Raw genomic sequence first — 3,610 nt, forward strand, 5'->3', positions numbered from 1 at the left:
ATGCCTGGTGCCACCCCACGTACTTCAACTATGGCGTTGGCAAATGGAAATATTGAGTATTTACTAGCAATTTCTAAAGATGGATTAGAAAATGCAATTCAAAATAAATCATCATTAGCATCTGGGGTAAATGTATATAAAGGTATTATTACCTATGAAAATTTAGGTATGACGCTAGGTTTGGACTTTAAACAATTGAAAGAAGTGTTAGTATGATTACCAAAAACGTATTGTTAGATATCACTGACATTAAAAAAGCCAAAGAAATTCTTGATGTAAATGCCCGAAAAACACCTTTGGTTAAATCTTTCTATTTAACTAGTAAAACCGGTGGAGAAATTTATTTAAAGTTGGAAAACATGCAGTTAACGGGTTCATTCAAGTTTCGTGGTGCATTTAATAAAATTTCCCAACTAACAAATGAAGAAAAAGAACGTGGTGTAATCGCTTGTTCAGCTGGAAATCATGCACAAGGTGTCGCATTATCTTCTCATTTACTTGGAATCAAAAGTAAAATTGTGATGCCAACCTCTGCACCGCAAGCTAAAGTGGATGCGACGAGAGGATATGGTTCGGAAGTTATTTTATACGGTGATACGTTTGATGATGCAAAAGCGAAATGTGAAGAGATTATAAAAGAAACAGGGGAAACATACCTACATCCATATGATGATGTAGAAGTAATGGCTGGTCAAGGGACAATTGGGTTAGATATTCTGGATGATATGTGGGATGTTGATACTGTTATTGTTCCTATTGGTGGTGGAGGAATTATTTCAGGGATTGCTGTAGCGCTGAAATCATTTAATCCTTCCATTAATATTATTGGGGTTCAAGCAGATAATGTTCATGGAATGAAAGCTTCTTATGATGCGGGGAGAATTTTAGAACACTATGAAGCACCAACAATAGCGGATGGTTGTGCGGTAAAAATACCTGGAAATTTAACTTTTGAAATTGTAAAAGACCTAGTAGATGACATTGTAACTGTATCGGAAGAAGAATTAGAAGTAGCGATGAAAGACTTACTGCAACGCGGAAAAGCTGTCGTAGAAGGTGCGGGAGCATTAGCCACAGCCGCTCTTCTTGCAGGCAAAGTTGATAAATATGTACAGGGTAAAAAAGTAGTAGCGGTTATTTCAGGCGGCAATGTGGATTTAAAACGTATTTCAACTGTATGTGAGCATTTCTTTGTTGCCAATGAGGTAAAATAACGATTCAATAATCTTATAAAATAAAATTATTTTACTTAAGGGGAGCTAGGAGACGATATCTTAGCTCCTTTTTAAATAAAAGGAGGCGTGTGTGATGGCCAACTTATTTAGGAAAAAATCAGTAAAGAAATTGTTGGAAGATAGTGAAAGTAAGACTTTGACAAAAACGTTGGGCGCATTTGACCTTACCATGCTAGGGATTGGTGCAATAATTGGTACAGGAGTACTTGTATTAACTGGATTAGTAGCTTCAAGAGATGCGGGGCCAGCAGTTATTTTTTCATTTATGATTGCCGCAATTGTTTGTGGGTTTGCAGCCCTATGTTATGCGGAAATCGCATCTACCCTTCCAGTCTCGGGTAGTGTATACACCTATTCATATGCGACGATTGGTGAGTTTGTAGCCCACTTAATGGGATGGACTTTATTGTCTGTATATATAGTTACAACTGCCGCAGTAGCGGGTGGATGGACAGGCTATTTTCACAACTTATTAAACGGGTTTGGGGTTGAGATACCAAGATCACTTTTAACAATTCCAACACAAGGTGGAATCGTTAACTTACCAGCAGTAATCATTACTTTGTTATTAACTTGGTTATTATCAAAAGGCACGAAAGAAAGTAAGCGAGTGAATAACGCAATGGTATTAATAAAAATTGGTATTGTTGTTTTATTCATTTCAGTTGGTATATTTTACGTAAAACCAGAAAACTGGATCCCGTTTGCACCTTATGGTATAAGCGGAATCTTTGCCGGAGGAGCTGCAGTATTTTTTGCCTTTTTAGGATTTGATGCGTTAGCAACGTCTGCTGAAGAAGTAAAAAATCCACAACGTGATTTACCGATTGGTATTATTGCTTCGCTAGTTATTTGTACAATTATTTATGTTATAGTTTGCCTTGTTATGACTGGTATGGTTTCTTATAAGAAATTAGATGTACCAGAAGCAATGGCCTACGTATTAGAAGTTGTAGGACAAGATAAAGTAGCGGGTATAATCGCAGTTGGAGCTGTAATTGGTATTATGGCTGTAATTTTCGCTTACATTTATGCAACAACACGTGTATTCTTTGCGATGAGTCGTGACGGCTTATTACCAAAATCGTTTGCGAAAATTAATAAGAAGACAGAAGCACCAGTATTCTCAACTTGGTTAACAGGTATTGGTAGTGCTTTAATTGCTGGATTTATCGATTTAAAAGAATTATCGAATTTAGCGAATATTGGAGCGTTATTAACATTTGCGATGGTTGGTGTGTCAGTTATTATTCTTCGTAAAACACATCCAAATTTAAAACGTGGTTTCATGGTACCACTGGTACCAATCTTACCAATTATTTCAATAACATGTTGCTTATTCTTAATGGTAAATCTACCTTTAAAAACTTGGGTTTATTTCGGTATTTGGTTATTTATAGGGATAATAGTATATTTTATGTATTCTAAAAGACATAGTCAATTAAACAAACTATAAATGAGATATATCAGAGACAAAGGTTATCACAACCTACATGTTTGAGCAAGTAGGATTCTTCTCTTTTGGGATGTGCCTTTTCTTTTTATAAAAAATTCAATCAAAAAAACTTGAGAGTTTATGTTATACGTAAAAAAAAACGAATCTATTTTTAAAATAGATTCGTTTTTTTATCTCCTAATAACTTAAAAACTTAAACTGAAATAGAAAAAATGAATGAAGTATTTGGATGATAGTAAATGTCTGAGTGATTTCAATGTACACATGACGAATCAGTTTGTATTTATTTCCTTGATAGAATTTTACATAATATTAATTTTTTGTGAATTATTAATCTGAAAATAATTTGATTTAAAGTACTATTCACACAAAATGACTACCTTTATGTAATTTATTTGATTTATAAGTTAGTTAGGAATACTTAATCAAAACATAAAAGCTCATTATTGATTGATATTTTATAAAGTTGTATTAATATGTGTCATAAAATAACATCTAAATATAATTATAAACAGAACGAGGGGAGGGCTATGTGAAAAGTAATAAATACAAGTTCATGAACTGCTTTTGCACGTAAGTACACGCTAACGAAACGAAAACTATTAAATTTATTAAGGAAATGTGAGGGAGATACTATGGGGAATAAATCAAAGCATAAAACTAAAAGAATACTTGTAGCTACTGCAACATTAACTATAATTGCTTCTGGAATGGCTTCTTCATCAGATGTCTTTGCGGAGGAAACGCAGCAGCAAAAAAGTTTATCGACATCACTGCAAAGTGAAAAGTCAGTCAAATCTGAAAATAGAACATTTACAGTCCCAGGAAAAGGGGATGTTGAGGTACTGAAACAACAGGAAAGAAAAAGTATGGCATTTAGTCCATATGAACCAACTGGTTTATATGCAAAGCCAAATGA

The 3,610-nt window shown here is 34.2% G+C and carries 2 protein-coding genes and 2 pseudogenes; all 4 read left to right on the forward strand.

All coding sequences use genetic code 11. The features are described 5' to 3' along the window. Positions 1 to 216 (forward strand): annotated as a pseudogene (locus tag QO049_RS30265) (alanine dehydrogenase); the annotation flags it as partial. After that, positions 213 to 1,214, forward strand: a complete 1,002-nt coding sequence (tdcB, locus tag QO049_RS30270) for a bifunctional threonine ammonia-lyase/L-serine ammonia-lyase TdcB (RefSeq protein ID WP_000628980.1) — start codon at positions 213 to 215, stop codon at positions 1,212 to 1,214. The pseudogene QO049_RS30265 and the gene tdcB, both read left to right, overlap by 4 nt. A 94-nt stretch (positions 1,215 to 1,308) precedes the next feature. Continuing rightward, a complete protein-coding gene (locus QO049_RS30275) occupies positions 1,309 to 2,691 on the forward strand; it encodes an amino acid permease (protein ID WP_087965587.1) in 1,383 nt (460 codons plus the stop codon). A gap of 635 nt (positions 2,692 to 3,326) precedes the next feature. Continuing rightward, positions 3,327 to 3,610: pseudogene (locus QO049_RS30280) on the forward strand (M60 family metallopeptidase); the annotation flags it as partial.

The sequence above is a fragment of the Bacillus sp. RB3 genome (assembly GCF_030164735.1).
In the GTDB taxonomy this organism is placed as follows: Bacteria; Bacillota; Bacilli; order Bacillales; family Bacillaceae_G; genus Bacillus_A; species Bacillus_A cereus.